25 protein-coding genes are annotated in these 26,358 nt (G+C 61.1%); 14 read left to right on the top strand and 11 right to left on the bottom strand.

Annotated elements, in window-relative coordinates; all coding sequences use genetic code 11:
• Window positions 1–1,503: 1,503 nt before the first annotated feature.
• The 3 genes from F759_RS0112165 (at window position 1,504) to F759_RS42100 (ending at window position 4,002) form a co-directional block, all read left to right on the top strand.
• The gene (locus F759_RS0112165; RefSeq protein WP_027800102.1) at window positions 1,504–2,217 is read left to right on the top strand and encodes a glutathione S-transferase family protein; all 714 of its coding nucleotides are present in this window, start codon (window positions 1,504–1,506) and stop codon (window positions 2,215–2,217) included.
• A gap of 384 nt (window positions 2,218–2,601) precedes the next feature.
• Complete coding sequence (locus F759_RS0112160; protein WP_027800101.1) at window positions 2,602–3,198, top strand: ankyrin repeat domain-containing protein; 597 nt, start codon at window positions 2,602–2,604, stop codon at window positions 3,196–3,198.
• Entirely contained in the window at window positions 3,199–4,002 is an 804-nt protein-coding gene (locus F759_RS42100) for a hypothetical protein (RefSeq protein ID WP_027800100.1), read from the top strand.
• Window positions 4,003–5,293: 1,291 nt separating this feature from the next.
• Here the strand turns inward: F759_RS42100 and ribA are convergent.
• Complete coding sequence (ribA, locus tag F759_RS0112140) at window positions 5,294–5,944, bottom strand: GTP cyclohydrolase II (RefSeq protein ID WP_027779321.1); 651 nt, start codon at window positions 5,942–5,944, stop codon at window positions 5,294–5,296.
• Window positions 5,945–6,250: 306 nt separating this feature from the next.
• On the opposite strand from ribA, the gene F759_RS0112130 reads away from it, so the two are divergent.
• Window positions 6,251–6,694, top strand: a complete 444-nt coding sequence (locus tag F759_RS0112130; protein ID WP_027800097.1) for a CBS domain-containing protein — start codon at window positions 6,251–6,253, stop codon at window positions 6,692–6,694.
• 422 nt (window positions 6,695–7,116) lie between these two features.
• Here F759_RS0112130 and F759_RS0112120 read toward each other — a convergent pair whose 3' ends face one another.
• A complete protein-coding gene (locus tag F759_RS0112120) occupies window positions 7,117–7,461 on the bottom strand; it encodes a DUF4148 domain-containing protein (RefSeq protein WP_027800096.1) in 345 nt (114 codons plus the stop codon).
• A gap of 272 nt (window positions 7,462–7,733) precedes the next feature.
• The gene (locus F759_RS0112115) at window positions 7,734–8,381 is read right to left on the bottom strand and encodes a DNA-3-methyladenine glycosylase (RefSeq protein WP_027800095.1); all 648 of its coding nucleotides are present in this window, start codon (window positions 8,379–8,381) and stop codon (window positions 7,734–7,736) included.
• Window positions 8,382–8,816: 435 nt separating this feature from the next.
• On the opposite strand from F759_RS0112115, the gene F759_RS0112110 reads away from it, so the two are divergent.
• The gene (locus F759_RS0112110; RefSeq protein ID WP_027800094.1) at window positions 8,817–9,185 is read left to right on the top strand and encodes a BON domain-containing protein; all 369 of its coding nucleotides are present in this window, start codon (window positions 8,817–8,819) and stop codon (window positions 9,183–9,185) included.
• 88 nt (window positions 9,186–9,273) lie between these two features.
• Window positions 9,274–10,356, top strand: coding sequence for a calcium:proton antiporter (locus F759_RS0112105; RefSeq protein WP_027800093.1), 1,083 nt, complete (start codon window positions 9,274–9,276; stop codon window positions 10,354–10,356).
• A 45-nt stretch (window positions 10,357–10,401) separates the two neighbouring features.
• Here F759_RS0112105 and F759_RS0112100 read toward each other — a convergent pair whose 3' ends face one another.
• Window positions 10,402–11,295, bottom strand: a complete 894-nt coding sequence (locus tag F759_RS0112100) for a LysR substrate-binding domain-containing protein (protein WP_027800092.1) — start codon at window positions 11,293–11,295, stop codon at window positions 10,402–10,404.
• A gap of 296 nt (window positions 11,296–11,591) precedes the next feature.
• Here F759_RS0112100 and F759_RS0112095 point away from each other — a divergent pair, with 296 nt between their 5' ends.
• The 3 genes from F759_RS0112095 to F759_RS0112085 are packed head-to-tail and all read left to right on the top strand — an operon-like array spanning window position 11,592 to window position 13,864.
• On the top strand, window positions 11,592–12,416 hold the full coding sequence (locus F759_RS0112095; protein ID WP_027800091.1) for a transporter substrate-binding domain-containing protein: 825 nt from the start codon (window positions 11,592–11,594) through the stop codon (window positions 12,414–12,416).
• A 42-nt stretch (window positions 12,417–12,458) separates the two neighbouring features.
• On the top strand, window positions 12,459–13,205 hold the full coding sequence (locus F759_RS0112090; RefSeq protein ID WP_027800090.1) for an amino acid ABC transporter permease: 747 nt from the start codon (window positions 12,459–12,461) through the stop codon (window positions 13,203–13,205).
• A gap of 2 nt (window positions 13,206–13,207) precedes the next feature.
• Window positions 13,208–13,864, top strand: a complete 657-nt coding sequence (locus F759_RS0112085) for an amino acid ABC transporter permease (protein WP_027800089.1) — start codon at window positions 13,208–13,210, stop codon at window positions 13,862–13,864.
• Between the two features lie 109 nt (window positions 13,865–13,973).
• Here the strand turns inward: F759_RS0112085 and F759_RS0112080 are convergent, their stop codons facing one another.
• The 3 genes from F759_RS0112080 to F759_RS0112070 are packed head-to-tail and all read right to left on the bottom strand — an operon-like array spanning window position 13,974 to window position 18,000.
• Window positions 13,974–15,278, bottom strand: a complete 1,305-nt coding sequence (locus F759_RS0112080) for a c-type cytochrome (protein ID WP_027800088.1) — start codon at window positions 15,276–15,278, stop codon at window positions 13,974–13,976.
• A gap of 12 nt (window positions 15,279–15,290) precedes the next feature.
• Window positions 15,291–17,543, bottom strand: coding sequence for a xanthine dehydrogenase family protein molybdopterin-binding subunit (locus F759_RS0112075; protein WP_027800087.1), 2,253 nt, complete (start codon window positions 17,541–17,543; stop codon window positions 15,291–15,293).
• 1 nt (window position 17,544) lies between these two features.
• Complete coding sequence (locus F759_RS0112070; RefSeq protein WP_027800086.1) at window positions 17,545–18,000, bottom strand: (2Fe-2S)-binding protein; 456 nt, start codon at window positions 17,998–18,000, stop codon at window positions 17,545–17,547.
• Between the two features lie 311 nt (window positions 18,001–18,311).
• Here F759_RS0112070 and F759_RS0112065 point away from each other — a divergent pair, with 311 nt between their 5' ends.
• Window positions 18,312–18,710 (top strand): hypothetical protein, encoded by a 399-nt coding sequence (locus F759_RS0112065; protein ID WP_027800085.1) that lies wholly within the window; start codon window positions 18,312–18,314, stop codon window positions 18,708–18,710.
• A 166-nt stretch (window positions 18,711–18,876) separates the two neighbouring features.
• Here F759_RS0112065 and F759_RS43625 read toward each other — a convergent pair whose 3' ends face one another.
• Window positions 18,877–19,125, bottom strand: a complete 249-nt coding sequence (locus F759_RS43625; RefSeq protein WP_027800084.1) for a hypothetical protein — start codon at window positions 19,123–19,125, stop codon at window positions 18,877–18,879.
• A 14-nt stretch (window positions 19,126–19,139) separates the two neighbouring features.
• Between F759_RS43625 and F759_RS0112055 the strand changes: the two genes are divergently transcribed.
• A complete protein-coding gene (locus tag F759_RS0112055) occupies window positions 19,140–19,958 on the top strand; it encodes an alpha/beta fold hydrolase (protein WP_027800083.1) in 819 nt (272 codons plus the stop codon).
• A gap of 21 nt (window positions 19,959–19,979) precedes the next feature.
• Here the strand turns inward: F759_RS0112055 and F759_RS0112050 are convergent, their stop codons facing one another.
• Window positions 19,980–20,921 (bottom strand): peptidoglycan DD-metalloendopeptidase family protein, encoded by a 942-nt coding sequence (locus tag F759_RS0112050; RefSeq protein ID WP_084534244.1) that lies wholly within the window; start codon window positions 20,919–20,921, stop codon window positions 19,980–19,982.
• Window positions 20,922–21,392: 471 nt separating this feature from the next.
• Entirely contained in the window at window positions 21,393–21,809 is a 417-nt protein-coding gene (locus tag F759_RS0112045) for a hypothetical protein (RefSeq protein WP_027800081.1), read from the bottom strand.
• A gap of 171 nt (window positions 21,810–21,980) precedes the next feature.
• On the opposite strand from F759_RS0112045, the gene F759_RS0112040 reads away from it, so the two are divergent.
• Window positions 21,981–22,400: a hypothetical protein gene (locus F759_RS0112040; RefSeq protein ID WP_244438813.1), complete on the top strand. Its 420-nt coding sequence runs from the start codon at window positions 21,981–21,983 to the stop codon at window positions 22,398–22,400.
• Between the two features lie 155 nt (window positions 22,401–22,555).
• Here the strand turns inward: F759_RS0112040 and F759_RS0112035 are convergent, their stop codons facing one another.
• A complete protein-coding gene (locus F759_RS0112035; RefSeq protein ID WP_027800079.1) occupies window positions 22,556–23,716 on the bottom strand; it encodes a porin in 1,161 nt (386 codons plus the stop codon).
• A gap of 470 nt (window positions 23,717–24,186) precedes the next feature.
• On the opposite strand from F759_RS0112035, the gene F759_RS0112030 reads away from it, so the two are divergent.
• A complete protein-coding gene (locus F759_RS0112030; RefSeq protein ID WP_027800078.1) occupies window positions 24,187–25,296 on the top strand; it encodes an OpgC domain-containing protein in 1,110 nt (369 codons plus the stop codon).
• 183 nt (window positions 25,297–25,479) lie between these two features.
• Window positions 25,480–26,352: an alpha/beta hydrolase gene (locus F759_RS0112025; protein WP_027800077.1), complete on the top strand. Its 873-nt coding sequence runs from the start codon at window positions 25,480–25,482 to the stop codon at window positions 26,350–26,352.
• Window positions 26,353–26,358 lie beyond the last annotated feature (6 nt).

The raw sequence follows: 26,358 nt of genomic DNA, 5'->3' as shown, positions 1-26,358 counted from the left end.
AGGCCGTTGCCCTGGCTTGCTATCGCGCCGGTGCCGGCCACGTATGTGCCGCCTTTTGGAAGGATGTCCGCTGCGGGCGCCGCATGTGCAAAGGAGAGCCAGGTAAGCGAACTGCCGATGGCAAGCCACATGCGTCCGATTAACTGCCGGCGNCGCAGTGCGCGTGGCGCGGGCCGAGGANNATCTGGACGTGACATACACCTCCTGTTCCGCGTGGGACGCGGAATGCTGCCGACGACCAGCAGAGCCGACCGGAAACGCCTGAGTCGCAGCATCTGAAGAATAGCAGTTGGCTTCGCGGATGCATGCCGATATGTCAGCGTTTTGCGCCTTCCTTTCGGACCTTTTGTACCGCTTTCGTCGTCTGACAGGACATACGCTGCGTCTACGAAATGGGACGTCAAACCGCTCAAGGACGCGACAGTGATTTTTCAGTTGGCTTGTGACACGAGCTGTGGACAGCACATTGCGATAGGCGATAGCGGCGCCCGTATCCAAAGGCGAGGACTGGTTGCAATGCGGAGCCGACGTCCTAACGTCGGTCCAACGGGAGGGGCGAATGACGCTGGAGGGCCGGCGGCCGGTGGTCAGGAGTCGGAGACAGCTAGCCGCCGCAGACGACGAGCCACCGGGGGCGCCGGAGCAGCGGGCTTTTACGATGACTGATCGCGTCGAACAGAAGCGAACAGCCATGCCTGGAACCTACGTGACGGACCATCGGATCCGACTCTTTACGAGCAAGCGCAAACACTCAAGAAGTCGCCGCGGCAATAGCTGGTATGAGCGCGCTAGCACCGCCCGGCGCATCGAGCATAACGGGCGTTTGCCGTCGCACAACCCGCCGCGCATTTGGCGCACACGATCCGATCCGTTCGCCGACGTTTGGGGCAGCGAGGTCGTGCCGTTGTTACGCCACGCTCCTCGGTTGAAGGCCTTCACGCTGCTGTGCAGGCTGCAGGAAGCGCATCCCGGCCTGTTTCCTGACAGCTCGAAAGTAGACCACCATAGAGATGCGCGATTCAGCCGGTGCGCGCGCCGTCATCGGGAGTCGGGATCGGCGCAGCCAAACTTTGACTGCTCGCAATGCATGCTTTTGTTTAGGTTTATTCAACGCCTGTCGGCAAGCGTTGTCGTTGGCTCACAAGCTCGTGGTCGAGGACGGCCGTCGAACAAACCTCAACATTCAACGTCGCCAGCGCATAGTCATCCGAACGACGGTTCGGCCTTACCGGAGCAGTCAATTGCGGCGTTCCTAGCCCCATACCCATGCAAAGCCAATGCTATGGCTACGTTTGCCCGCTTTATACAGCGGACCAACGACGCGCGTACCGGATCTCGCAAAATGCAGGAGCCGTGCGTTGCCAACCTGTTTTCCTTGGCCACAGACGCATAGCAGTCGGCTATTACTTCGGATGGGCAGAATGAAGTAGCATGGCCATCGAATGTCCGTTATTTTCATTCTGGCGTTGGTGATCTGTTTCCTGTCGCAAACAAGGAGTGCTCATGCTGACGCTTTATTCCTATCCGGATCTCTTTGGCGTCGCCGATAACAATCCCTTTGGTCTGAAGGTATTTGCGTTCATGCGATTGTGTGGGCTCGCCTTCGATCATCGTCATGTCCTCGACACAAGCCTTGCGCCGCGTGGCCAATTGCCTTACCTCCTCGATGGCGAACATACGATCGGCGACAGCGACAGCATCATCGATCATTTAACACGTCAGTACGATCTGGACATCGACCGCGCGCTTTCGCGAAAGCAATTGAATCTGGACTTTATGATCCGTCGAACGCTCGACGACCTGTACTGGACCATGAGCTTTTCACGCTGGCGCGACGAGCGCTTCTGGCCGTCCTTTCGCGACGCCGTGCTTGCCGCCCACCCGGACGTTCAAGCGAATGATCTTGAAGCCGCTCGCGAATACAACCGTCTGCGGTACCACTATCAGGGCATCGGACGATCTGAACTGGAGGCGATCTATGCGCGAGGTATCGAGGATCTGCGCGTCGTGGCCGACACGGTCGGCGACACCGGCTATGTGTTCGGCCGCGATCCTGCCACCGTTGACGCCGCGATCTATGGCTTCGTCGCCAATATCTATTTTTATGAAATTGACACGCCGTTGAAGCAGTACGTACTGTCCCGCCCGGCGCTCGTGCACCATTGCGAAGCCATCCATGAGCGGATCGGCACGACAGGGAGCGATTTGACAGTGTGAGCAGCGCCTAAGGTCAGTCGAATCCACCGGGACGAAGTGGCGCCCAGGATCGTCTGAATGCATCGTACGCTGCGGGGTACAGTCCGTCGCCCCCGGACCGTCAGCTCCTCAGACGAACCGGTAGGTGCACTCGACCGCATTGGCGTGCGCGAGCGGTGCGTCCTGCAGCTGTTCCGGGCTCTCGTTCAGTCAGTCGCGCAGATGCGCCAACGGCCAGCCCGGTGCACTCTGCAACACGGAAGCGCGCCGTGCTAGACAACTCAAGCTTTTCCAAAATAACGTTTTCATAATTCGCTCAAGAGTCCTATCCTCTAACGAGCGCGGTGGGGCAGCGCCTTGGGAAGCACTGGCCACGTTCGTCTGTGACGAAGGCGGAAAATCGTGATGCTTACGTATAAGACCATACGCGGACGATTCGCTGTATTGTCCGTGCTACCTGTCCTATTTGTACTTTTTGCGTGCGCGAAAGCACCGGAGAGAAGCGCGCTTGCGCTCGCTGCGGAACACGGTGACCTGTCGAAAGTCCAGCAACAGGTGAACGAAGGTGCCGATATTAGCGCAAAAGATGATAAAGGCCTGGATGCCTTGTCTTACGCGATAATTAACGAGCGCCGTCAAGTAGCAGAGTACTTGCTGACACGTGGCGCAAACGCGAATACGGAGAATGACAGCGGGATAACGGCTCTGATTATTGCCGCAACGGTAGGTGATCTTGCGATTGTCGAGAGTTTGCACCAGCACGGCGCGGAGATAAATCGGGGCACTAAAGACGGTATTACGCCGTTGATGGCCGCTGTCGCATCGGATAATCAGGAGACTGCCGAATTGCTATTGTCGTATGGCGCAGACCCATGCATGAGAGACAAAAATCATCTGACGGCGCGCCAGACAGCGGACCAATGGCGCGGATCCGAGGAGACATCGCGCGTCATAAGCCGAAACAAGAAGCTGGCCAGGCTGAATTGCAACAGGAGTGAATAGGTGAATAAATCAAAACGCGCTGTTGCTTTTGTCATACTAACGCCCATTTTCTTTATTCTGTCGCTTTGGGTCTCGGCGTTCCCGCACGAGTACGCCCATTCGGTAGCCGCATGGCTGTTCGGATACAAACTGAATCCTTTCGATATCGATTACGGTAGCTTTGACTGGAGGAACGTACTGTTCGTCGACGGTATCGACGAGCATGTGAACTATTTCCTCATATATCTTTTCGGGGGCAGGTTTGCAATAGGAATGATCGCTTTCGCCGGGCCATTTATTGCCACGTCATTATTGTATCTTGTGTCCTGGCGCGTCATTCGTTGGAAAAAAATGGAGTCTAGGCCCTATTTGTTCTACTTCTTCCTTTGGGTCAACGTTACAAATCTGTCCGAGTTGATAAGTTATATCGTGCTTCGGTCTGTTACAAAGCACGGCGATCTCGGGCATATAGAGTTTGCGTGGGGCGTATCCCAGTGGCTCGTCTTCACCGTTGGCTGCGCCTTGTTGTCGATCGCAACGTGGAATTTCTTTTCGCGCACGATCGTAGATCTGTATCTCATCGCAGAGGCAAACAAAATTTCGTTTAAATGTTTTTTCATTATTTTATTTTCGGCTTACTTGTTTGCATATCCCGCTGTACGAGTATTGCTGGTGAACAATGACCTGTTTTCGGTAAGTATGTCTCTTCTCTTTTGCGTACTGACTCCGGTTATTGTAATTGTCTGCTGGCCGGGACGCGATTGGGTAAAAGAGCGCGAGCGCGCCTATCTCGCGTTTTCGGGCGGCGAGGTTGTGAAAGTCTGAGCGACAGATGAAAGCCGCTTCCGGGCCGCTCAGACGCGCAAGCCTGGTCGGGCCTCGGAAAGCCGGACGGGACAGGTGCCGCCCGGGGGCATCCGCGAAGCGCGGCATTCACCTCCATCGGCTGACTAACGACAGCAAAATGACATGGAGCGGCCGAAGCGGGCTTGGCCGGCGAATGTCGGCAATGGCCCACGAGCGGCACTCGCCGATCCGTTGCTTTCTCGTTATGAAGCCCCTTTGTTTTTTGTTTGGGAATCGTCCTCCAAAGACCATCGCTTTCGTCGATCTCGGTGCTCTCCATATCGACAATCTCGCCCCCTCTTGTGCCAGTCCACAGGTAGAGCGTCACGCATCAGCGACAGTCAAGCTGAAATTCGGCAGCCATCGCATCAATGTGCTCAGTTCCTCTATTGAGAGCACCCTCATTTGTGTCCCGGTATATTGGCCCTCGACCTTGCGCCCTTTGCTCTTCAGTCGCCCTCTTAGAACTTCCTTCCACCAGTTAGCGGTGTTTTCAGGAAGACGGACCAGCATCGAGCGCGTAGTGCCAGGCACCGCCAAGCTCCATGCGAACGCGAGCTGCGAGCACTGAAGTCGGCCGATATGATTGGAGCAGATCGAAAGCCTCGGCGCGCGTGATGGTAGCCGCAGGCTTATCCGCGATAGGCCCTAACATCGCTTTGAAGATACGTGCGACCTCGACTGCACTTTTGGTCTTCGGTTGACTTCTGCATGCCCCTGCAGATAGTCGCGGCACAGTTGTTCGACGGTGTAATTGTTCGGCGATGGACGAATGGCGTCTGCTTCCGTCATTCGACGCAGTGCCGAAAGCTCGGCGCCCGAGTCTCTCTCGACGCGGCTCTTCTCCCTCGCAGCGATGGTTCCGGCAAACGACAGTGCTTGCCATTCACCGAGCTTCACTTGCCGCATGCGGCTATCGACCGGTGACTTGTAGCGATACGCCCACGATTTCCGGCTCGTAGACGCTTGCAAGGCGCAGTCCGGGAAATCCATCAAAGGTCATGTGACCGCCGCTCGGCAGTGTGGCTGCGGCACGTGTATCGAAGCGCGTTCTTCCCTCGGCGTAGGTTTTTCTGAGGGAAGAATGTCCGGCGTAGGTTTCCTTGACAACGCCGAAAAAACCTACGCCGACGTTGCAAGTTTAGACATACGGAGACAAACGTCGATGTGGCGACTGGCGCCGCCAATAGGAGTGCATTCTGTTTTATTTTCAACCACTTGCGGACTACTTTGGCTCTCCTTGGGAGACCGCAGACACACTCCTGACCCGCTATTCGTTCTCGTCGAAGTAGTGCCCAAACTTGAGCTGCTTCGTGCGGATATAGCGCTCGTTCTCCTCGCGCATCGGAATGGCGAGCGCCACGCGCTCACACACCGGAATGCCATGCTTGGACAGCGTGTCGAACTTCTCGGGATTGTTGCTCATCAAGCGGACGGAAGTCACTTTCAGCGTGCGCAAAATGCCCGCTGCCGAATCGTATTCGCGAGAGTCGTCTGGCAGACCGAGATCGAGATTGGCCTCGACGGTATCGCGCCCCTGCTCCTGGAGCGCATACGCGCGGATCTTGTTGGACAGACCGATACCCCGGCCTTCGTGACCGCGCAGATAGAGCAGCACGCCGCAGCCTTCAGCCGCGATATAGCGCAGCGCGAGATCAAGTTGCTCGCCGCAATCGCAGCGGTAGGAGCCGAGCACGTCGCCCGTCAGACATTCGGAGTGCAAACGCGTCAGCACCGACGACCGGTTCGCGACATCGCCCATTACGAGCGCAAGATGTTCGGCGCCGCTTTCGACCACGCGAAACACGTAAGAGGTGAACGTGCCGTAGCGCGTGGGAAGCGTGGCGGTGGCGTCGAGAACGACGCATTCGCCGTTGATTGCGCCGTCTACTGCGGGCGACGGATCGTGAGACGTGAGCATGGCGTTAGACAGTGGTGCTGGACATGAACCCGATCAAACCGGGGATAAGGTACGGACAGGAGTTTACCGCTAATCGCCGCACCGCACCCGCATGCCCATGCATGACGCACGGATCATGCACCGGCAAAGCGCCGAAATGCGCCGCGAGTGGGAACGGCGCGAGCCCGCGCGCTACTCGAATTGAACGCTTTGCGCGCTCCAGGTATTCCCGAACACACTCGCCGGCGCGTCACGCCTATACTGGAATCGCTTGGTCCTCGACAGCCCGCCGCGCCGGCGTGCTGCACTGCGAAACGGAGCCGCTCCATGACAACCGTTGCACAGCTTCTTAAAACGAAACCGAACAACACGACCGTCTATACGATCGGAGCCGACGACTCCGTCTATGAAGCGATCAAGTTGATGGCCGAGAAAGGCATTGGCGCGCTGGTCGTAACGCATGGCGACAGCATCGCGGGAATCGTCACCGAGCGCGACTACGCGCGCAAGGTCGTGTTGATGGACCGGTCATCGAAAGCCACGCCGGTACGCGAGATCATGAGCAAAGCGGTGCGCTTCGTGCGCCCCGAGCAGACCACCGACGACTGCATGGCGCTCATGACAGAGCGCCGCATGCGCCACTTGCCGGTAATCGAAAACGACAGGCTCGTCGGCATGGTGTCGATCGGCGACCTCGTGAAGAACATCATCGCCGAACAACAGTTCACCATTCAGCAACTCGAGTTCTACATCCACGGCGAGCGTCCCTGACGCGTCACGCATGCCGCATATATAGCCGCAAAAAAAGCCCAATCGCTGAACGGTTGGGCGAAGCTACCTTGCGGCAGCGGAGGTTCCTCGGAATTGAGAACCGTGCGAGACAATGCGCCGGATTTTACAGGTGCCGCGTGGCGAAGCGTGGCGCTTGCCGCCGGTCTCGCGCGGCGATTTCGCGTTTGGGCGTTGCACTGCATTTGCACTCGCAACGCTGCGCATAGGCATGGCTCGAAATCTGGTTTCCGCCTGAAGCGGGCCTGCGCGCTGCGTCTTCCACAGCGCGCACTCGCGGCCCACCTCCACAACTTGCACTTCTCGCTGCACGCCGACTGCACCTCTTTCACCAATACGCGCTGCTGCGGACATAACGCGAGCCACCGTCCGCAGACTCAACTACACGACGCTGCCAATTCGCATTAGTTGCCGAAGTACACCGACTTCGGCCCGCTCATCGGCTCACGCGCACCGCCCGATTGCGACGAGCCGCTCGTCATGCCGCCGTAGCCGCTCGTGTCGGCAACCGGCTGCTGTGTTTGCGCGACCACAGGGTTTTGAGCCTGTACGCGACGCTCGGCGGCCTGGATGTCAGCCGGATAGTCCGGGTCATTGCTGACGGCCGGGTTGTAGCCCGCTTGCTCCAGCTGGATCAATTGGTTGCGGACTTCGGCGCGGGTCACGGGTTGCTGGCTCGACTGCGCGAACGAAGCGACCGGAGCGGCGAAGACTGCTGCAATGGCGACTGCCTTGATAAGCGATTTCATGATCATTACCTCCAGACTTAGTCTTATTTGCCGCGCTTGCCACACCATGTGGAAGCGAGTGATTCCAGTCTAGTCACCGGCGCACCAAGGGAAAACCCCTATTTGTGAGATACATAATTGTCGCAACTGGAAAAGTGCGACGAAATTGCCGCAGTTCGCTACGCGGCGCGCATCGTCCTCGTAATAACTAGCCGGCGCGTGCCCTTTGTGGATGAGGTACCGAAACGTCACCGCCAATGCGCCCGATATGCTGGTCATCGTCATGGGAGCGGTCAGCGAGGCGCAGCGTCGCTCAGGTCCGCGTGGGGCGCGAGAAGCAGCTTGCGCGGCCCGCTGACGAAGGCGCTGCCGGGCTCGAAAAAGCGCAACGGCCGATGCGTCTCACGTGACAGGCCAATGCGCGTCGTCACGCCAACCGGCACATCGCCCCTCTCGATGACGCCGATCCACAAATCTCGCCCGGCGCAAAGGTCGCGGCCGTCAAAAGACTGACCGATCCCCAAGGCCATCGTCAGGCGGCCGGGTCCGCGCGCCAGATCGCGCAGCGGCACGCCGGGACGACGGGCTTCCATCAGCGACAGACCCTCGAGCGGCTCGATCGCACGAATCAGAATGCCGGCGCCGATCTCTTCGGCTTCCGCGGACATATTGAGCATGTACGAAAGTCCGTAAGTGAGCCTCACGTATGCGTGGCCGGGTGCGAGAAACATCGAGCCGTTGTACGGACGGCGTCCGATGAACGCATGGCTGGTCGAATCGCCGACCGGATAGGCCTCCGTTTCGACGATGCGGCCGCTCATGCGCCCCTGCGGCGCATCGTGCACGAGGTATTTGCCGATCATGAAACGCGCGAGTTCCGCGGCCCCGACGGGCAGATCGTCACGCGACAAGGGGATGATGGGAAGCAACGGTTTGCGCATGCGTTGTGCCTCTTGTAGGTGCGTTCGTTTGTGCGTTGGTTTATGCGCCGTGCGTGCATTAGTTTGCTGGTTTTCTGTAGGCGCGAGCGCCGCCCACTACCCGAAACCGCCCGGACATTCCAGCGAAACCAGCGAAGCTTTGCAGGTTCGTCGGCTCAACCGTTGTAGCGAAGCCTCATTTTCTGGCAGCACCGCCTTCACCCTGGAACCAATTGGAGTATCGTGTGCTTCCAGCCTGCGGCAAGCCTTTGCCGGCTCACGCGGGCTTCGGCCCGCTGAAGCAGGCTCGATCAGCATGCCAGACTCAAGCATTCGCAAGACCCGCAGCAGCAAGACCCGCAGCAACGTCCTTCCGATTCGATTCCGCTGTACCCGTAGTGCAAGCACATGGTCTCCGCCAGGGGACGAGCGTATTCACGACAAGGAGAAACTCGCATGAAAGCATCCACGGCATTGAAGATGGTCGGCGGCGCGCTGATCGTACTGGCATCGCTCAACGCATCCGCGCAAAGCAGCGACGCGGCAGCGGCGGCGGCGCCGGGAATGGCGGCATCGTCGGCAGCAACCGGCAAGCAGGCCAAGGCAGCCAACCGTGCGCTCGGACGCAAGGTCCGCAGCGCGCTTGCCAAGACGAAGGGGCTGAGCGTCGCGAACATCAACGTGCGCGCACGCGGCGGTGCTGTCACGTTGGCCGGCACGGTGCCCGACCAGTCGCAAGTAGATGTCGCGACGCAAGCGGCGCAGGGCGTAGCCGGCGTGACGTCGGTGAAGAACGCATTAACCGTTCGTCCGGTCGGGCAGTAAGCAACGAAGTCGGCGCTGTGGGGGCGCCGGCATCGCCACTGGCGGGTGCCTTCGCCCTCAAAAACACGCATCAGAAAAAGGAAGCCCGATGACCACGTCCACGACCGTCTCCCCCCGCTGGACTCTGGCCGTGCCGTTCATTGCGTGGATCGTGCTGGGCGCCGCCTACGCGTTGCCGGGCAACCGGTTGCTGCTCGTGCTGGTGGGCACCGGCCTGTGCGCCGCGGTGTTCGCGGCCGTGCATCATGCGGAAGTAGTCGCGCATCGCGTCGGCGAGCCGTTCGGCACGCTAGTGCTTGCCGTGGCGGTAACGGTGATCGAGGTCGCGCTCATCGTCTCCGTCATGCTGACCTCCGGCCCCGAGAAAGCCGGCCTCGCGCGCGATACCGTGTTCGCCGCCGTCATGATCGTCTGCAATGGGATCGTCGGATTGTGCCTGCTGGTGGGCGGCATCCGCCATCGCGAGCAGGATTTTCAGAGCCGCGGTGCGGCTGCGGCGCTCGCAGTGCTGGCGTCGTTGTCTGTGCTGACGCTCGTCATGCCGAACTACACGACGACGAGTGCGGGCCCCATGCTGTCGCCGTCGCAACTTGCGTTTGCCGGCGCGTCGTCACTGGTGCTATACGGCGTCTTTGTGTTCGTGCAGACGGTCCGGCATCGCGATTACTTTCTTGCCGGCGTACCCGACGAAAACGTGCACGCGGCGCCCCCGAGCGCCGGACTCGCGCTGGCGAGCGGCGGCTTGCTGCTGGTGTGCCTCGTCGGGGTGGTGCTGCTCGCGAAAGTCCTGTCTCCGGTCGTCGAGACGGCCGTTCAGAACGCGGGCGCGCCGCCGGCAGTGGTCGGCATCGTGATCGCCGCGCTGGTGCTGCTGCCCGAAGGCCTTGCCGCGGTACGCGCGGCGCGCGCCGATCGTTTGCAGAACAGCCTGAATCTCGCGCTCGGCTCGGCGCTCGCCAGTATCGGCTTGACGATTCCGACCGTGGCCGGCGTGTTTCTGTCGACGGGGCAACCGCTCGTGCTCGGCATCGACGGCAAGGAGACCGTGCTGCTCGTGCTCACGCTGATCGTCGGCACACTGACCCTGAGCACCGGGCGCACGACGATTCTTCAAGGCGCCGTGCACCTGTCGCTGTTCGCCGCGTATCTGTTCCTGTCGTTCGCGCCCTGAAACTACGCTTTCTGATCTGGTTTTCGGGCTGCGGCGATTCGGCGCCTATTCTTCCCAATGCGCCGCGATCCAGTCGCGGAACAGATTCAGCTTCTGCTGATGCGCGACCGAGTCCGGATAGACGAAGTAGTAGCGCCAGCCGGTTTTGAGCACCGTATCGAAGGGCCGCACAAGACGCCGCGCGGCCACGTCTTCGTCGATCAATGCAAGGTCGCTGATGGCTACGCCGAAGCCCTGCAACGCGGCGTTGGTCGCCATGTCCAGCGTGTCGAAGCTCGGGCCGTGTTCGGCGTCGATCGAACGCGCGTTGGCGGTATCTCCTTCAGCGGCCTTGGCCAGCCACATCTTCCAGTCGCGATGATCGCGCGTGGGATGCAGCAGCGTGTGGCGCGCGAGATCCGCGACCGCAGCGAGCGGCTTGTCCTTGAGCAGATCGGGCGCGCACACCGGAGTCAGGCGCTCCTCGAACAGCGGCACCGACTGCACGTCCGCGCCGGGCGACGATCCGTAAATGATCGCGGCATCGAACGGCTCACGCTGAAAATCGACGTCGTGCTGCCATGTCGTCGTGATCTGTACATGCAGATCGGGATACTCGGTCTGGAAGCGCATGATCTTCGGCAGCATCCAGCGCATCACGCAGGTGGGCACCTTCAGTGCGAGATCGGTGCGCTGCCGCGTGAGGCGCAGCGAAATCTCCTCGATGCGCGCGAAGCTTTCCTTGACCGCGGGCAGCAGCAACTCGCCTTCGGCGGTGAGCGTCAGCCCCTTCGCATGACGCTTGAAGAGCGGGAATTTGTAGTAGTCCTCGAGCGCGATGATCTGGCGGCTCACCGCTCCTTGCGTGACGCACAAATGATCGGCCGCGCGTGTGAAGCTACGATGGCGCGCGACGGTTTCGAAAATCTGCAGTGCGTTTAGCGGCGGAAGACGTCGCATGGAAGTGTCCGGATCAGAAAAAATCATTGGGGCGGCACAATCGCGATCGTTGGCAACACCCCTTCAGAGCCAACAGGATACGCGATCCAGCATAGACAAACGAAGCCGCACGAAGCAATAGCGGTGCGGCAAGATCCGTTCGCATGCGGCCGGCTCGACGCGTCGTGCTCACGGTCGCCCATGAGCTTACGTCATGCCCTCCATGCGCATATTTCGTTTGTTGAGGGATTTTGGCAAACCTAGAGTCCATTTCATTCCAATACCGACATTTCGACATTTTCGACAGAGGACAGACCATGAACCAGCACAAGCCCGTTCAATCGAACGCTCGCCGCGCGTTCGCCACGCTTGCCGCGGCCTTCGCCTTCACCGGCGCCGCCGCGCTCAGCGCCTTTTCGCCGGCCGCTCATGCCGATGCACTCGATAACATTGCGAAGTCGGGCACCGTGCGCATTGGCGTGTTCATGGACTATCCGCCGTTCGGCTCGATCGGCCCGGACATGAAGCCGATGGGTTATGACATCGACGTCGCCAATCTGATCGGCCGCGCGCTCAACGCAAAGGTCGAACTCGTGCAGGTGACGGGCGACAACCGCATGGCCTATCTCGCGGACCGCAAGGCCGACATGCTGCTGTCGGTCGGCCAGACGCCCGAGCGCGAAAAGGTGATCGACTTCTCGCAGCCTTACGCGCCGTACTACCTCGCGGTGTTCGGCCCGAAAGCACTGCCCGTGAAAAACGCAGCCGATCTCGCCGGCAAGTCCATTTCGGTTGCGCGCGGCACGCTGGAAGACCTGAGCGTGACGAAAATCGCGCCGCCTTCCGCGAACATCAAACGTTTCGACGATCCCAACGGAGCAATTTCGGCGTTTCTTTCTGGTCAGGTACAGTTGATGGTCGTCGGCAATGACGTCGGCGCAACGATTCTCGCGCGTCATCCCGCGAACGATCCGGAGCAGAAGTTTTCGCTCTTCAGCTCGCCGGATCACGTCGGTTTGAACAAGAACGAGCCGCGTCTGAAGCAGAAAGTCGACGAAACCATAGCCAAGGCCCGCAAGGACGGCACCATGAACGCGATCTCGCAGAAATGGCTGCGCACGCCGTTGCCGGCCGACCTCTGAATTTCCTGCACCGGAGTTTGACCTCACGATGAGCGCCACGCCATGACCTATGCGTTCGATTTCAGCGGCTTCGGCCTCTATGCGGGGATGCTCGCGCGCGGTGTCGCCGTCACCCTGGGGCTGACGGCCATCTCGACACTGCTCGGCGGCGTGGTCGGCATCGGCGGCGCGAGCATCGCGGTGGCCGGGCCGAAATGGGCGCGCTGGTTGGTGGCGAGCTATGTGGAGGTGATCCGCAACACGCCGTTCATCGACCAGCTGTTCTTCGTGTTCTTCGGCTTGCCGAGCCTCGGCATTCATATCGACGAAATACAAGCCGCGATTCTGGCAATGACCGTCAACCTCGGCGCCTACGCGATCGAAATCGTCCGCGCGGGCATCGACTCCATTTCGCGCGGTCAGGTTCAGGCGGCGCAAGCGCTCGGCCTGCATGGGCGGCAGGTGTTTCGCTATATCGTGCTGCCGCAGGCGCTCGCCAATGTATTTCCCGCGCTCCTGAGCCAGGTGCTGATCGTGATGCTCGGCTCTGCGGTGGTGTCGCAGATCTCCGTTCCCGATCTAACGTATGCGGCCAACTTCATCCAGTCGCGCAATTTCCGCTCATTCGAGAGCTACGTGATCATCACCGCGACGTATCTGCTGCTGTCCATCGCGCTGCGGCAACTCCTGAACCGGTTCGGACGCGGCCTCTTCGCGGGCCGCACCGCGCGCGGCGCAGACAGCGCGCCTCGCAACTGGCGCACCCGCCTGATGTGGCGCGGCGCCCGCAGCCTGCCCGCGGAGCGTTGATCATGGTCGAATTTACGTTGTGGGACATCGCCCGCAATCTGCTGCTCGCCGCGCGCTGGACAGTGTTGCTTTCGCTGATCGCGTTTGTCGGCGGCGGCATCGTCGGGCTGATTCTGCTCGCGATGCGTGTGTCGCCGATTGCGTGGCTGCGCCGCATCGTCGTGCTCTACGTGGAAGTGTTTCAGGGCACGCCGCTGCTGATGCAACTCTTTCTCGCGTTCTTCGGTTTGCCGCTGCTTGGCGTCGACGTGTCGCCGTGGGTCGCCGCAACCGTCACGCTCACGCTTTACACGAGCGCGTATCTGGTCGACATCTGGCGCGGCTGTGTCGAAGCGGTGCCGCGCGGCCAGTGGGCCGCGGGCGCGAGTCTCGGCATGACCTTCAGCCAGCAGTTGCGCTATATCGTCTGGCCGCAGGCACTCAAAATCGCCGTGGCGCCGACGGTCGGCTTTCTCGTGCAGGTGGTCAAGAGCACCGCGCTCGCCTCGATCATCGGCTTCACCGAATTGACGAAGACCGGCACGATGATCACCAACGCTGCGTTCCGCCCGTTTCCGATCTACGGCATGGTCGCGATGATCTACTTCGCGATGTGCTTTCCGCTGACCTGGTATGCACGCGTGCTGGAAAAGCGGCAGAAGGTGGGCCAGCATCGGTAGACATGCGCGGCGTGTGCCTGGCAGAAGACAAAAAGCGTCAACCGCCGAAAGACGGTTGACGCTTTTTCATGCGCTCGCGCTTTACGGGCTGCTGCTTTACGAGCGACTGCTAGCGAGCCGCTTGCGTTGACTTGCGCAGCTTCGTCACATCGGCCGCCGTGACCGCTGGCGCACCGTTGTTCCAGCCGGCACGCACGAACGTGAGCACGTCGGCGATCTGCTGGTCGTTGAGCACCGGCGCGTACTTCGGCATCGGATACGGCGCGGGAATGCCGCCGATCACGAGATCGTCGGCGCCGTTCAGCGTCACGTTGATGAGCGACGACGCGTCCTTCTCCAGCACGTTCGGATTGCCGGCCAACGGCGCGAGCATCGGCGCGAAGCCGCGTCCGTCAACGCCGTGACAATGCATGCAATACGCGGTGTAGACGCGCGCGCCTGCATCGTTCGCGGGACGGTTGAGCGACACCTTCGTCGCTTGCGGATCGAACTGATAGGGCGGCGCACCGTTGCCGCCCGCCGGCGGCAGCGACTTCAGATACGTCGTCATGGCCGCGATATCCGCATCGTTCAAGCTTTGTGTGCTGTTGTTGATCACGCTCGTCATCGAGCCGAATGCGGAGGCGTGGCGATTCGCGCCGGTCTTCAGGAACGCCTGCACGTCCTGATCGTTCCAGCGCCCGAGCCCCACGTTATGTTCGCCGGTGAGATTGGTCGCGTACCAGTTGTCGAGCAGGCCACCCGTCAGGAACGCGCTGCCGGTTTCGTCGAGCGCCTTCTCCTGGAACGCAATGCCGCGCGGCGTATGACATGAGCCGCAGTGCCCGAGCCCCTGGATCAGATAGGCGCCGCGATTCCACGCAACGTCCTTGCCCGGCTTGTTCTGGTACACGCCCTTCTCGAGGAAGACCATGTTCCAGAGCTTCAACGGCCAGCGCATGTTCATCGGCCATTTGATGTCGGACTCGCGATTGGCCTGCTGCACGGGCGCAACGCCGCTCATGAAGAACGCGTAGAGCGCTTTCATGTCGTCGTCGTTGACCTTTGCATACGACGGATACGGCATCGCCGGATACAGGTTGTGGCCGTCTTTCGCGACGCCTTCGCGCATCGCGCGGGCGAAGTCCTGTTCCGTATAATTGCCGATGCCGGTTTGCGGGTCGGGCGTGATGTTGGTGGTGTAGATCTGGCCCATCGGCGTGTTCATCGGCAGGCCGCCCGCGAACGGCTTGCCTTTGGGCGCCGTGTGACACGCGACGCAATCGCCCGCCTTCGCCAGATACGCGCCGCGCTGCACGAGCGCCGGGTCAGCCGGCTGTCCCGCAGCCGCCGCGGCCGCCGATGGCAAGGCCGCGGTCAGCAAAGGCAGCGCTATGCACAGCGCCGCACCGAAACCCTTCAGTGTGCTTTTCATGTCGGGCTCCCGTTAAGCGGTTTTCAACTGGCTGCCGACCGGCAGATGCCGCAGCCGCTTGCCGGTGGCCGCGAAAATCGCGTTGGTCAGCGCGGGCGCGAGCGCCGCTGTTCCCGGCTCGCCGATGCCGCCCGGCGCCTCGCTGCTCTTCACGATATGCACGTCGATAGGCGGCGTCTCGTCGATACGCAGCATCCGGTAGTCCGTGAAATTGGTCTGCTCGACGCGGCCGTCCTTGATCGTGATCTCGCTATAAAGCGCCGCCGTGATGCCGAAGATGATGCCGCCTTGCACCTGCGCTTCGATCGTGTTCGGATTGACCGCCATCCCGCAGTCGACCGCGCACACCACGTGCTTGACGGCCACCTCGCCCTGGTCCACCGCGACATCGACGACGATCGCGAAGTAGCTGCCGAACGCATGCATGACCGACACGCCGCGCCCTTGCCCCTTCGGCACGGCGCTGCCCCAATTGGCCGCCTGCGCGGCGGTATTGAGCACGTTCAGCGCGCGCGGCGTCTTGCCGAGCAGATCGCGCCGGTATTTGACCGGGTCGATCTTCGCCTCGGCTGCGAGTTCGTCGATGAAACTTTCGACCACGAACGTGCCGCGCGTGGGACCCACGCCGCGCCAGAACGCGGTGGGAATCGCGTGAGGCTCCTGGCGCACATAGTCGACGAGCTGGTTGGGCAAGTCGTACGGCAGATCGGACGCGACTTCCACCGCGTCGGGATCGAGCCCGTTCTTGAATGCAGGCGGCGCGAAGCGCGCCATGATCGACGAACCGACAATCCGATGCTGCCACGCAAGCGGCTTGCCGTTCGCGTCGAGACCCGCGGAAATCTTGTCGTAGTAGTACGGCCGGTACATGTCGTGCTGAATGTCTTCTTCACGCGTCCACAGCACTTTCACGGGCGTCGATAGCTGCTTGCCGATCTTGACGGCCTGCGTGACCATGTCGAATTCGAGCCGCCGCCCGAAGCCGCCGCCGATCAGATGGTTGTGCACGACAATCTTGTCGGCGGGCAAACCGGACGCAGCGGCCGCCGCGTCCCGCACGCGCGTGGGCACCTGCGAGCCGAGCCAGATTTCGCAGCCGTCGGGTCGCACATGCACCGTACAGTTGATTGGCTCCATCGTGGCATGTGCGAGAAACGGCTGCTGATACACGGCATCGATACGCGTCTTCGCGTTCGAAAAGCCCTGCACCACATCGCCGTCCTTGCGTGCGACCGCGCCGTTGCGTTGCGACGCGTTGGCAAGATCGTCGACGATCTGCTTCATCGAAAGCTTCGCGTCGGCGCCCTCGTTCCACTTGATGTCGAGCGCCTGCAGCCCGCGTTTGGCCGCCCACGTGTGGTCGCCGATCACGGCGACTGCATTGTCGATCTTCACGACCTGGCGCACGCCGGGAATCTTCTTCGCGTTGGTATCGTCGACGCTCGCAAGCGTGCCGCCGAACACAGGGCAGTTCGCGATAGCCGCGTAGACCATGTCGGGCAGGCGCACGTCGAGGCCGAAGATCGCGGTGCCGTCCACTTTTTCCGGCGAGTCGAGGCGCTTGACCGCGGTGCCGATGATCTTGAAGTCTTTCGGGTCCTTAAGCGGCACGTTTTGCGGCACCGGCAGTTTGGCCGCGGCATCAACCAGCTGGCCGTAGCCGATGCTGCGATTACTCGCCGCATGAATGACCTGGCCGGCTTTCGCATGACAGCTCGCGGCGTCCACCTGCCATTGCTGCGCGGCTGCACTAATGAGCAGCGTGCGCGCGGTGGCGCCGGCCTTGCGCATCGGCTCCCATGCATAGCGGATCGACGTCGATCCGCCCGTGAGCTGGCCGCCGAGCAGCGGGTCCGTGAAAAGCTTCTCGTCCGGCGGCGCGTGGTCGAGCGTGACGGTGTCGAGCGACACTTCGAGTTCTTCGGCGATCAACATCGGAATCGACGTATAAACTCCCTGCCCCATCTCGACCTTGGGAATCACCAGCGTGACCTTGCCTGCCGTGTCGATCTGGATAAACGCATTGGGTGCGAACACGCCGCTCTGCGGCGCTTCGTTAGCATCGCCGCCGATCACCGATTTGCCGGCCTTCTGGTCCTGACTGACGGCCGGCATGCTGAAGCCGAGCAGCAAGCCGCCGCCGGCCGCCGCGCTTACCGTCACGCCGAGTTTCAGAAAGCTGCGGCGCGACAAGCCGCGCGTTTCATTCGCGTGGGCGTGCGAGGACTTCGCGCCGTTCTGTGCATCGAGCAATCCCTGGGACATATCAGACTCCTTTCGCTGCGTGCCTGATCGCCGCGCGAATGCGGTTGTAGGTGCCGCAGCGGCAGATGTTGCCTGCCATCGCGGCGTCGATGTCCGCATCGGTAGGATTGGGGTTGCTCGCGATCAGCGAGGCCGCCGACATCACCTGGCCCGACTGGCAGTACCCGCATTGCACGACGTCCAGTTGACGCCACGCCTGCTGCACTTTCTGGCCTGCCGGCGTGTTGCCGACCGCTTCGATCGTCGTGATCTTTTTGTCGCCGACTGCCGCCGCCGGCAAGACGCACGAGCGCACTGCGACGCCGTCGAGATGAACAGTGCACGCGCCGCATTGAGCGATACCGCAGCCGAACTTGGTGCCGGTCAAGCCGACGAGATCGCGCAAGACCCACAACAGAGGCATGTCGGGCGGCGCGTCTACGGTATGTGTCTCGCCGTTGATATTGAACGTTGTCATGCGCGGCTCCTTGTGGGGTTATCTTCTATCAGGCTGTTTAGTCGCGATTGCCGCTCAAAACGCGATGACTCGCCGTGTTTATTCGACAGCCCCGACTAATGCGCAATGCCGCCGAAGCGCTAGCGTGCAACTGCACGCCAAGCATCGCGCCAGTGCACTGTGAGGGCTCGGCGAATTGTAGCCGTGCATTAAGAAGTTCGCCGGGGCGCCGCCCGCCCCGCTGTCATTGCGCCGGGCGCGGACGAGGCCGTGGCCGCGCAATTTTGTTAGCATGGACGCGACCCGCACTGACCATCCGAAGGAGCCGCATCATGAACGACCCGCAATGCACCCAATTCCTCTCGGAGATCCGCAAACCTTTGTTGGCGTTGCATAAGGCGATACTCGATCACGAGCGCGCGTCATATGAGAAAGAATTCGGCCCGGTCACGCCCGCAGCCTTTCTGCAAGTGCTGATCAACGGTTCGGGTTTTCGCTGGCTCACGCCGCTCTCGACGATCATCGCAAACGTCGATGAAATTCTCGACGACAAGGAAGCCGACGCCGCGGACCGGCTCGCCGCCGCGGAAGCCGTCACCGGCCTCTTTTCCGCCGATCAGCCGAACAACAGTTTTCTGCCGCGCTACCTGCCGCTGTTGCAGGCCGATCCGGCGATACTGCATTTGCATGGCCAGGTGTCGCAACTGCTGCGCGGCGTGCAGACAAAGTAGGCTGGCTTGCGCCGCGGGCTCCCGGATTTCCTCACCGTTCGCAAGCACGCGGATATGACGAGTCTACGCCGATCACGGGTCGTTCCTTATAGGCCCGCCTGCTTCATTAATAAAGGATTACCAGGCTTTATTAACCGCGGCAGCTCAGAATCACCGCATTTCAAGGTCATTCATGCGCGATTCGTAAAGATGCCGGATGCACTGTCTGCTGACCGACATACGAGGCGAGCGCGATGAAACGCATATTCGGCAAATTGCCTGGGTTTGCTGAACAAATCAAAGGTGAGCTCTTGCGGGATTCGCGTGGCGACGTTTGATGGAGCTTGCCGGGGCTTTGCGGTGCCTGCCGGTGCGCCACGCAGAACGCGTCATGCGCGCTATCAAAAGCCCTGCTAACGTAAGCGAACTTCGTCACCACCGCTCATTACCATGACCGACTGGCCACTGCCCGAAACATATACGTTCCGCGATCAAAGCGTGCGCTTCAACGTGACGGGCACTGGCCCGCCGCTCGTACTGGTGCACGGCACGCCGTTTTCGTCCTACGTGTGGCATCGCATTGCGCCTCATCTCGCGCAGATTCGCAGCGTCCATTATTACGATCTGCTCGGCTACGGCCAGTCCGCTATGTGCGATGGCCAAGATGTGTCGCTCGGTGTGCAGAATCGGTTGCTCGCCGAACTGCTCGCGCACTGGCAATTAAAAAGCCCGGATGTGATCGCGCATGACTTTGGCGGGGCGACTTCGTTGCGCGCGCATCTTATCGACGGTTGCGAATACCGCAGCCTCACGCTGATCGACCCGGTCGCACTCGCACCGTGGGGCTCGCCGTTCGTGCAGCATGTGCGGCGCCACGGTGACGCATTCGCGGGACTGCCGCCGTATATTCACGAAGCGGTGGTGAACGCGTATGTGCGCGGCGCAATCGCGCGCGACATCACCGATGAAGAACTCGCGCCGTACGTCACGCCCTGGCTCGGCGCAACGGGCCAAGCCGCGTTCTACCGGCAAATCGCGCAAATGGATCAGCGCTATACCGATGAAGTCGAAGCCCGCTATTCGCAACTGCGCTGTCCGACGCAGATTCTGTGGGGCGAAGAGGATCAGTGGATTCCGCTGGAACGCGGCCGTCGCCTGGCAGCGCTGATTCCGCAGGCGCGCTTCCAGGCCGTGCCGCGAGCGGGCCATCTGATGCAGGAAGATGCGCCCGAGGCGATCGTCGCGGCGGCGCTAACGTGGCTTGACTGAAGCCGCCGTGGTCCGGTGCGCCTAGCCGCGTCCTTGCGGCAGATATGGCATCGGATCAATCGGTTTGCCGTCGTGGCGCAACTCGAAGCCGACCGAGACGCGCGAGTTGTTCTGGTCGCCCATCTCGGCGATCTGCTGCCCTTGTCGAACGATGTCTCCCGTTCTCACGAGCAGCTTGCGGTTGTGCGAGTACGCGGTCAGAAAGTCCTTGTTGTGCTGGACGATGATGAGACTGCCGTAGCTGTTCAACCCTGTACCGGCGTACATGACCTTGCCGTCCGCCGCCGCGCGAACTGGATCGCCTGCCTTGCCGCCGATTTCGATGCCGCGCGTCTCGCCCGGCTGGAATGCTTCGACCACGCGGCCACCCGCCGGCCATGCGAGCGAAAGGCTATTCGCGTGCCGCGTTGTCTGTTGGGCGACTTCGCGCGCTTCGGCGGCGCTGGGCGCGGCGGAGGCTTGCGGGACCGGCGCCGAGCCGGCTGCGGACCCGCCTGCCACGGAAGCCTGCGCGGCCGATCCGTTCGACGTTGCGACGGAAGCGTTGGCGGTGGCAGCAGCGGTAGCCGCGTTGACGGCCTGAGCGGTTTCCGGCGATGCCACCCGCAGCACTTGCCCCGTCTTCAACCGCGCGGACGCCTTCAAGCCGTTCCATGCCTGCAACTGCCTGACGCTGCAATGATGACGCTGCGCAATGCGCGCCAGCGTGTCACCGCGCTTCACCCGATAAACCGGCGGCGGCGCTTTCCTGAGCGGCGTGCCTTCTGCGATGCCGGCCGCGACTGGCGTATTCGCCGAGGCAGACGATCCCGCCGTGCCCACTACGTTCGCCGTGCTCGCCGCCGATGCCGCGCCTGTCTGCGCGCTCTGCTGCCCGACGTTCGCGCAACCGCTCATCGCGAGCGCCAGCCACGCGCCGGCCACGCTGACCATCATTGCTCTGTCCAAACGCTGTCCGATCATGTTCGAATCCTGCCTTATCTTCTTATAAGCGGGCCGGATGCCGCCTTGCCGCATACGAAGCGCGCGATTCGACGACGCGCAGCCTTTCGTGCTGCAACCTGGCGAGCGCGCTTGTACGCCCCTCGCCCTTGCCTTGCCGGCCGACCCGGTTCGTCGATTCACCGCTTGCGCGCTGGCGGATTCGGGCGCTCGAAGCGGCCGTTCTTCCGCGGACGGGGCCAGAGTGGGACCAAATTCCCAGCCGAATTGTAAAGTGGGTTTAACAGAAAACGCGGCGCGCCACACAGTCTGATACAAACGTTACGCACAGCCTCGCAGGCGTCGTTGTGCGCGCAATCCTGCCCGAAAGCGCCGGCTCGTCGGAGCAGTGCCATCGACGCCATCTGCATAACGGCACGCGGCCGCCGGAACTTGAATTGCGGGTCGAAAAACGCGATCGCTCAGCGCGGAACGCGGCAACGCCCGCAAGGGTTAGCTGTAGTACTGACCCGCGTAACGCACGTAACCGACTGGATGGTGAGTGAAGTGCAGCACGGGCAGCACCGGATTGGAATTGTCGTCGGTCGGATAGGCGCTCGCCTCGGGGAGATATTCGCCTTGCACCTCGATCGGTTGGCCGGCTTGCAGTCCGGGAATCTCCTCGGACAGTCCTTCGTTGTCGCCGAATCGCACCGCGACGAACACCTCCGTGCCGACGAGGTTTTGCGTGCCGCCCTCAAACTTCAACACCTTGTCGATCTTCACGATCAGATGCTGATGGTTGGCGCCGTGGTGGTTGTCTGGGCTCGCGAATACCTTGCTGATGGTGCCTTGCACGCAGGCCAGCGGCGCGCCCAGCGAATGGACATAGCGATGATGAGGAAGAATCTGCGTTGCACGATTGGTCATGAAATCTCCATGAAAAAAGCCAGGCTCATGTTCCGCGCTTGACGATGCCGGCGCTCGTCTTCGCGCTTGAGGATTTCTCCGAAGCCTGATTAGGAAACGGACGATAGGTTGAAGAGCACAAAAAAAATATTCTTAGGTCTCGTTTGATTCTGACCGCCGGGCGCACAAAAAATGGCCGTCAGTCATTCAACGGAACACATCCCTTCAGAATATTTTGCTTCATCAGCCCTTCATCTGGGCGATGAAAAAGTCGAGGCTCACGTGGATTCTCTTACATCAGCCAACCGCTTCATGAGCGGTTTTTTCTTTGGCGCAGTGATCGCTACCGCCATCATGGTGCTCCTCTCCATCGGGGCCGAGGTTTCCCCGTTGGTCGCGAGACTGCATGCGCCCGAACAGGTCATTGCGACAGCGGTGATTTCGCTGCTTATCGCCGACACAAAGCCGCTTCTGTACAAGACCGTGTGGAGCGAGCGCCGCAGCAGCTTCATCCTCGACGAAGACCTGAGCGCCACCCTTCGCGGCCGGACTTTTGGCATTCCCGCCGGCGTGATGATCGGCATTCTCGTTCAAAACGTTCTGTTGAGTTGAGCGTTAGATAAAGCAGCCGGCATTTGCTGTTCTAATAGATAGAATCGAGATAAAAGCGACAAAATCGGCGAAAGCCGGATAGCGCGCCTCGTGAATCGTTCACCGAGGCGCGTTTCTTTTGGATTGCCGTCTGTCTCCGGCACATCAATTCCAATCTAGAATTTATGCCTTATCGCGGCACGTACCACCACCTGTTTCGATGTCGATGACGGCGCCTGCGCGCCAGGTATAAACGCATCATCAAGTATCGAGTACGTGGGGTCGCCGGTTACGTGCTGGTACTCGCCTTGAATATAGACATCGGTTCGCTTGGTCAGGTTGTAATCTGCCATCAGGCCGAACGAGTGGATTTTCGGTTTGACCCCGCCGCTCGACGCATCGTAGTTTTCCATCGTATATACGTATTGGGCACCGACGAACAGCATCGGTGAAATCTGATACTTGCCGTTCAACTCGAAGTTCTGATACTTCAACGAGTTGAGCAATACGCCAGGCGGCACCAGCGGCGCGATGCCCAGATAACCGTTGCCGGTCGGATGCAGATAATTCGAGTTGCTATATACGAAGCCTGCCGTAGCCGGCCCGAAGTTATACGTAATACCGCCGCCGAATACGCGCATGCGCGTTGCCACAAAATTCGCGTCGTTGGCGGTAATCGCACCGTTCGCGCCATTGCCCGGATTATTGGCCTGCAGGTAAGCGGCACTGACGAGCAAGCCTCCGTACGCGTACTGTCCGCCAACGCTATATGCGCGGTTATTGCCGAAGTTGGTGTCGTTGCTGAAACTGTAAGTGCCGCCAAACTGAAAACCGCTAATCGACGGACTCGTATATTTGACGGTGTTATCGAGACGAAACGAGTTATCGGTGTTGTCGTTATCATAGGGGTGCGAGAACAGCGAACCGGCCCAGTTGCCATTGGCTGTGGTTTGCGCCAGATAATCGACCACCGAATCGTATTGCCGCCCGAACGTCAACACCCCGTATCGCTCTGCGCTCAAGCCCACGAAGGCCTGCCGCCCGAACATCCGGCCACCCTGATTGAACCGCCCGGAACTCAGGTCGAAACCATTCTCGAGCTGGAAAATCGCCTTGAGCCCGCCGCCCAGTTCCTCGGCGCCCTTGAGGCCCCAGCGGCTGCCTTGCGCATAGCCGCTCGCCAACTCGTAGACATGCCCGCGGCCGGCGTTGTTCGTGTAGTTGATACCTTCGTCGAGTACGCCGTACAGCGTGACGCTCGTCTGCGCCGAAGCCGGTGCGCTAAAAGTGGCGGACACAGCGGTGGAAACAGCCAGCGCGAACACTTGCTTGTTCATGACGATCCCCTGCACTCGAGTAATGGCACAACTCGATCCGACACCTTCTTCTTGACTCTACGACAACGCGCTTCTGGAGCCTGACGCGCTTATGGGAAATCCTCACACGCCGTAAGCCGTCCGTCCATTGGGTGTCGCGTGGATATGTCAAAACGTTGCGAAATCTCCACTGTCTTTAAACGCCTATTCCGCCGACAACCCATCCGACGGGGCTTTGCCCCTACGCAGTGGAAAGCGGCTTGTCACAGAAAGAAATATAATCGCTGACTTTTGCGGCAGCGAAGCGGAACTCCGTCGCCCTGCCAAGGTCATTTTTACTGCCTCGTGCAACCGTGCATGCATTTCCGGTTGACGCGGCACCGCGGTCGCCTCGCCACCGCAGCACTCATCCACTATTCCAAAGCCTTGTGAGACGCCCGACGCGCTGAGATAGCGCGCCGTCGCACGGGGCTGCTTTTGGCATAAAAACAATGAAACCGTCGCAATCCCGTTTAATCGAGCTCGACTTTTTTCGCGGACTCGTTCTACTGATCATCGTGGTGGACCACATCGGCGGAAGCATCTTGTCGCGCGTTACGCTACATGCGTACGCGTTGTGCGACGCCGCCGAAGTCTTCGTCTTTCTTGGCGGCTTCGCGACCGCGACGGCCTATGCGGCGCTTGCTGAGCGGCGGAACGAAACCATCGCGCGCAACCGCTTCCTGCGGCGCTCGCTGGAAATCTATCGTGCATTTCTCGTGACCGCCGGTCTCATGTTGCTCGTGAGCGCGGTTCTCAACGCGTTCAGCATCGAGGCGCCGAATCTCGCCATCACCGACCTCGACGATCTGATGGACACGCCCGTCGCCGCGTTGCGTGACATCCTGCTGTTCCGCCGCCAGCCTTATCTCGCGTCGGTGCTACCCATGTACGCGTTCTTCGCGCTGCTCGTGCCGATGATCCTGCCGCTCGCCCGCAGCAAGCCCTGGCTTCTCCTCGCGGGTAGCGTCGCGCTGTGGGCCGGCGCGCCGGCCGTCAATGCGTATCTGCCCGCCGCGCCCGACATGCATTGGGACTTCAACCCGTTCGCCTGGCAGTTGCTGTTCGTGCTCGGCGCGCTCGCGCGATGCCAACCGGTCTATCAGCGAGTGAGCGCGCATCGCCTCGGTTGGCTCGTGACTCTCGCGGCCTGCGCGGTAGTGGCGCTCGCGGCTTACTACAAGCTTTTTATCGAACGCGAGCCGCTCGACGCGAGCTTCAAGCAGAATCTGTCCTACCTGCGAGCGGTCAATTTCGTGGCCATCGCGTGGCTGGTGGCTAACCTGATCGAGCTTGGCTGGGCAAGAAAACTCGCACAGTCGCTGCCGATGATCGGTGTCATCGGACGCAAGGGGCTGCTGTGCTTTATCGCCGGTGCGGTGATCTCGCTCGTGGTGGACTCGGTGCTGTATGCGGCAACGGACGGCTATCTGAACTATCCGCTAGGTCTGCTCGCCGACGCCTGCGCCGTCACGGCCCTCGTCGCCGTCGCCTGTGGGACCGAACCGCTTAAGCGCCTCGTGATGCGCATGTTCGGCACGCGGCTTCGGACGTCGCCATAAAGCAGGCCCCGACGCGTGAGGCAGGCGGCTGCACCGTCAAAGAGCACTCTTTCGGCCTCTGAGCCGCCGCATGCATCGCATCGGGAAGCGGCGATCTCCGCGCTGCCCCTGGGCCAAACCTCCTCTGGATGCTGATAGCATGACGGCCGCGCCTCATTCAGCGCGGCGGCTCCCTACCCTGACATGCGTCTATTCCTACATTCCGCGCTGGCTCTACTGTGCGCCGCTTGCGGCACTTCGTCTTATGCGAGCACAGTAACGACTCGAAGCTTCCATTCGTCCGCGCTCGGACGCGACTGGTCCTACACGCTTTACCTACCGACCGGCTATCGTCCGGACGCAGCGCGCATTCCGGTCATCTATCTCCTGCACGGCAACAATGGAGACGCGAATGACTGGATCACCCAAGGCCACCTGCAAGGCACGGTCGACGCACTGATCGAACATCGCGATATCCCGCCGCTCGCGGTGGTAATGCCGCAAGGCGGCACCGATTGGTACGTCGATCGCAAGGAGAAGATGGAGACTGCGTTCTTCGACGATCTGCTGCCCGAGATCGAAACGCACTACGCCGTGTCGACGCAGCGTGCGGGACGGATGATCGGCGGCGTCTCGATGGGCGGGTTCGGCGCGTTGCGCTACGCAATGACGCAGCCTGAGCGCTTTTGCGGCGCGCTGCTGCTGAGCCCCGCCATCTATGCGAACGAGCCGCCGCGCGGTTCAGCCGCGCGGCGTGTCGGCGTATTCGGCGAGCGCCAGTTCGATCCGCGCATCTGGCATGAGCTGAACTACCCGGCGCAATGGGAGCGTTATATGAGCCGGCCCTATCGCGTGCCGATGTTCATCGCCGCCGGCGACGACGATCTCGCGATTCAGGCGGATGCGTCATTGCTTTACACGCAGCTTCGGATGGCGGGCAACCCGGCGGCGTTGCGTATTATCGACGGCGGCCATACGTGGGATGTATGGAGCGCGCTGCTACCGGGCGCGTTGAGATACACACTCGGCTGCACGAGACTGCCGGCGCAGGAACATCCGTCGAATCAGCGGCCCTGAGCGGGT

Origin of the sequence: Paraburkholderia dilworthii, from assembly GCF_000472525.1 — a bacterium.
Taxonomy (GTDB): Bacteria; Pseudomonadota; Gammaproteobacteria; order Burkholderiales; family Burkholderiaceae; genus Paraburkholderia; species Paraburkholderia dilworthii.
Note: the sequence above shows the minus strand (reverse complement) of the source record. Positions and strands in the feature narration are given on the sequence as shown.

Bases quoted from the DNA above. Each gene is read 5' to 3' on its own strand.
- F759_RS0112165 (WP_027800102.1), top strand. From the start codon at position 1,504: ATGCTGACGCTTTATTCCTATCCGGATCTCTTTGGCGTCGCCGATAAC.
- F759_RS0112160 (WP_027800101.1), top strand. From the start codon at position 2,602: ATGCTTACGTATAAGACCATACGCGGACGATTCGCTGTATTGTCCGTG.
- ribA (WP_027779321.1), bottom strand. From the start codon at position 5,944: ATGCTCACGTCTCACGATCCGTCGCCCGCAGTAGACGGCGCAATCAAC.
- F759_RS0112130 (WP_027800097.1), top strand. From the start codon at position 6,251: ATGACAACCGTTGCACAGCTTCTTAAAACGAAACCGAACAACACGACC.
- F759_RS0112120 (WP_027800096.1), bottom strand. From the start codon at position 7,461: ATGAAATCGCTTATCAAGGCAGTCGCCATTGCAGCAGTCTTCGCCGCT.
- F759_RS0112115 (WP_027800095.1), bottom strand. From the start codon at position 8,381: ATGCGCAAACCGTTGCTTCCCATCATCCCCTTGTCGCGTGACGATCTG.
- F759_RS0112110 (WP_027800094.1), top strand. From the start codon at position 8,817: ATGAAAGCATCCACGGCATTGAAGATGGTCGGCGGCGCGCTGATCGTA.
- F759_RS0112105 (WP_027800093.1), top strand. From the start codon at position 9,274: ATGACCACGTCCACGACCGTCTCCCCCCGCTGGACTCTGGCCGTGCCG.
- F759_RS0112100 (WP_027800092.1), bottom strand. From the start codon at position 11,295: ATGCGACGTCTTCCGCCGCTAAACGCACTGCAGATTTTCGAAACCGTC.
- F759_RS0112095 (WP_027800091.1), top strand. From the start codon at position 11,592: ATGAACCAGCACAAGCCCGTTCAATCGAACGCTCGCCGCGCGTTCGCC.
- F759_RS0112090 (WP_027800090.1), top strand. From the start codon at position 12,459: ATGACCTATGCGTTCGATTTCAGCGGCTTCGGCCTCTATGCGGGGATG.
- F759_RS0112085 (WP_027800089.1), top strand. From the start codon at position 13,208: ATGGTCGAATTTACGTTGTGGGACATCGCCCGCAATCTGCTGCTCGCC.
- F759_RS0112080 (WP_027800088.1), bottom strand. From the start codon at position 15,278: ATGAAAAGCACACTGAAGGGTTTCGGTGCGGCGCTGTGCATAGCGCTG.
- F759_RS0112075 (WP_027800087.1), bottom strand. From the start codon at position 17,543: ATGTCCCAGGGATTGCTCGATGCACAGAACGGCGCGAAGTCCTCGCAC.
- F759_RS0112070 (WP_027800086.1), bottom strand. From the start codon at position 18,000: ATGACAACGTTCAATATCAACGGCGAGACACATACCGTAGACGCGCCG.
- F759_RS0112065 (WP_027800085.1), top strand. From the start codon at position 18,312: ATGAACGACCCGCAATGCACCCAATTCCTCTCGGAGATCCGCAAACCT.
- F759_RS0112055 (WP_027800083.1), top strand. From the start codon at position 19,140: ATGACCGACTGGCCACTGCCCGAAACATATACGTTCCGCGATCAAAGC.
- F759_RS0112050 (WP_084534244.1), bottom strand. From the start codon at position 20,921: ATGATCGGACAGCGTTTGGACAGAGCAATGATGGTCAGCGTGGCCGGC.
- F759_RS0112045 (WP_027800081.1), bottom strand. From the start codon at position 21,809: ATGACCAATCGTGCAACGCAGATTCTTCCTCATCATCGCTATGTCCAT.
- F759_RS0112040 (WP_244438813.1), top strand. From the start codon at position 21,981: ATGGCCGTCAGTCATTCAACGGAACACATCCCTTCAGAATATTTTGCT.
- F759_RS0112035 (WP_027800079.1), bottom strand. From the start codon at position 23,716: ATGAACAAGCAAGTGTTCGCGCTGGCTGTTTCCACCGCTGTGTCCGCC.
- F759_RS0112030 (WP_027800078.1), top strand. From the start codon at position 24,187: ATGAAACCGTCGCAATCCCGTTTAATCGAGCTCGACTTTTTTCGCGGA.
- F759_RS0112025 (WP_027800077.1), top strand. From the start codon at position 25,480: ATGCGTCTATTCCTACATTCCGCGCTGGCTCTACTGTGCGCCGCTTGC.